The following is a 2,772-nucleotide window of genomic DNA, read 5'->3' on the forward strand; positions in this document are numbered from 1 at the left end:
GCGGGGCGGCGGGCCGCCGCCGGTTGCAGCACCCCCCCCCGGGGGCCCACGGGGCGGGGGCCCCCCCGTCGGGTCGTACCCGGTGTCAGCGCTTGGCTGCGGCCTTGCGGGCCGGTGCCTTCTTGGCTGGCGCCTTCTTCGCGGCGGTCGCCTTGGCGGCCGTGCTCTTGGCCGCGGTGGCCTTCTTGGCCGCCGGGGTGCGGGCGGTGGTCGACTTGGTCGCCGTGGCGGTCTTCTTGGCCGGTGTGGCCTTCTTGGTGGCCGCCTTGGTCGCGGCGGTGGCCTTGGTGGCGCTCGCCGTGGTGGTCTTGCGGGCTGCGGTCGCCGTCGTCTTCTTGGCGGCGGTCGCCTTCGCCCCGGTGGCCTTCGCCCCGGTCGCCTTGGTGCCGGTCGCCTTGGCTGCGGTCGCCTTGGTGCCGGTGGCCTTCGCGCCCGTGGCCTTGGTGCCGGTCGCCTTGGCTGCGGTGGCCTTCGCACCTGTCGCCTTGGCACCGGTGGCCTTGGTGGCCGCCGTGCTGGTGGTCTTCTTCGCCGGAGCGGCGGTCTTCGGCACCTTGCCGGTGGCCACCATCTCCTTGAAACCGGCGCCCGGCTTGAAGGCCGGGACGGATGTCTTCTTGACCTTCACCGCCTCACCGGTACGCGGGTTGCGCGCTGTTCGCGCCGCCCGGACACGCTTTTCGAACGATCCGAATCCGGTGATCGCCACTTTGTCGCCCTTGGTGACCGCCGCCTGGACCTCGGCGAGGACCGCGTCGAGCGCCGCCGTCGCCGACTTCCGGTCCCCCAGGCGAGCGGCGAGCGCCTCGATGAGCTCGGCCTTGTTCACGACTTCCTCCCGATTGTGCAACTGACTCGACGCGAGCCATTCTGCGCGCACCGTATGCCCTGTGCTGCCTGGACACAAACATTCGGTGGAAAAAAGCCCTTGTGTCGTAACGGATTCGCCCCCACCGGATGAACCGGTGGGGGCGAAAACGGTGCCGTGGCCCGGCGTACGGCTAGACCACGGCGGGGGTGAACGACGGTCGGCCGGCCTCGTACGCCTCAATGTCGGCGACGTGCCGCAGGGTGAGTCCAATGTCGTCGAGGCCCTCCATCAGCCGCCAGCGGCTGTGGTCGTCGAGCGGGAACGACCAGGTGGAATCCCCGACCCGGACCTCACGGGTGGTCAGGTCGACCGTCACCGCAGTGGTCGGATCGGCCTCCACGAGGTCCCAGATCTGCTCGACCGCGGTCAGTTCCAATTCGACCGGGAGGAGCCCTTCCTTGAGCGCGTTGCCCCGGAAGATGTCACCGAACCGGGGCGAGACGACCGCCTGGAAACCCCCGTCGCGCAGCGCCCACACAGCGTGCTCCCGGGACGACCCGGTGCCGAACTCCGGCCCCGCCACGAGGATGGTGGCCCCGGAATACGCCGGGTTGTTGAGCACGAATGCGGGATCGTCGCGCCAGGCCCGGAAGAGTCCGTCGGCGAAGCCGGTACGGGTCACCCGCTTGAGGTACACGGCCGGGATGATCTGATCGGTGTCCACATTGGATCGGCGCAGCGGCGCCGCGGTGCCGGTGTGGGTGGTGAACTTGTCCATCTCTCGGCTGCCCTTCTACAGATCGGCCGGGGCGGCGAGCCGGCCGGTCACGGCGGTGGCGGCGGCGACCGGCGGGGACACCAGGTGGGTACGCCCGCCCCGGCCCTGCCGGCCCTCGAAGTTGCGGTTGGAGGTCGAGGCCGAACGCTCGCCCGGCTTCAGCGTGTCCGGGTTCATGCCCAGGCACATCGAGCAGCCGGCGAACCGCCACTCCGCTCCGGCGTCGGCGAAGACCTTGTCCAGGCCCTCCGCCTCGGCGGCCTCCCGCACGGCGGCGGAGCCGGGCACCACCAGCATGCGTACCCCGTCGGCGACCCGGTGGCCGCGCAGCACGTCGGCGGCGGCCCGCAGGTCCTCCAGCCGGCCGTTGGTGCAGGATCCGACGAAGACCACGTCGACGGCGAGGTCGCGCAGCGGGGTGCCCGGGGTGAGGTCCATGTACTCCAGGGCCCGGCGCGCCGCGGTCCGCTCGGCGTCGGTGGTGAACTCCTCCGGGTCCGGCACGGCCGCGCCGAGCGGGGCACCCTGGCCGGGGTTGGTGCCCCAGGTGACGAACGGGGTGATCCGGCTCGCGTCCAGGGTCACCTCGGCGTCGAAGGTCGCGCCGTCGTCGGTGGGCAGCGTCCGCCAGTAGGCCAGCGCCGCGTCCCAGTCGGCCCCGGCCGGCGCGTGCGGCCGGCCCTTCAGGTACGCGAAGGTGGTCTCGTCCGGCGCGATCAGGCCCGCCTTGGCGCCCCACTCGATGGACATGTTCGCCACCGTCATCCGGCCCTCCATCGACAGCGCCCGGATCGCCTCGCCCCGGTACTCCACGATGTGGCCGCGTCCGCCGCCCGTGCCCACCTGCGCGATCAGCGCGAGGACCAGGTCCTTGGCGGTGACGCCGGGGCCGAGCTGACCGGTCACGTTGACCGCCATGGTCTTCGGGCGGGCCTGCGGCAGGGTCTGGGTGGCCAGGACGTGTTCGACCTCACTGGTGCCGATGCCGAAGGCCAGCGCCCCGAACGCGCCGTGGGTGGCGGTGTGCGAATCGCCACAGACGATCGTCATGCCGGGCTGGGTGACGCCCAACTGGGGGCCGATCACGTGCACGATGCCCTGGTTCTCGTCGCCCAGCGGGTGCAGCTTCACGCCGAACTCGGCGCAGTTGCGGCGCAGCGTCTCGATCTGCGTCCGGGAGGTG

The 2,772-nt window shown here is 71.8% G+C and carries 3 protein-coding genes; all 3 read right to left on the reverse strand.

The window, feature by feature from the left end:
- Window positions 1-85: 85 nt before the first annotated feature.
- Complete coding sequence (locus ACOJTC_RS17380; RefSeq protein WP_204924132.1) at window positions 86-829, reverse strand: HU family DNA-binding protein; 744 nt, start codon at window positions 827-829, stop codon at window positions 86-88.
- Between the two features lie 172 nt (window positions 830-1,001).
- Window positions 1,002-1,589, reverse strand: a complete 588-nt coding sequence (gene leuD / locus ACOJTC_RS17385; RefSeq protein ID WP_363794023.1) for a 3-isopropylmalate dehydratase small subunit — start codon at window positions 1,587-1,589, stop codon at window positions 1,002-1,004.
- A 15-nt stretch (window positions 1,590-1,604) separates the two neighbouring features.
- A partial coding sequence (gene leuC / locus ACOJTC_RS17390; protein ID WP_420117669.1) for a 3-isopropylmalate dehydratase large subunit occupies window positions 1,605-2,772 on the reverse strand: 1,168 nt, incomplete at its 5' end.

Origin of the sequence: Micromonospora sp., from assembly GCF_048594385.1 — a bacterium.
In the GTDB taxonomy this organism is placed as follows: Bacteria; Actinomycetota; Actinomycetes; order Mycobacteriales; family Micromonosporaceae; genus Micromonospora; species Micromonospora wenchangensis.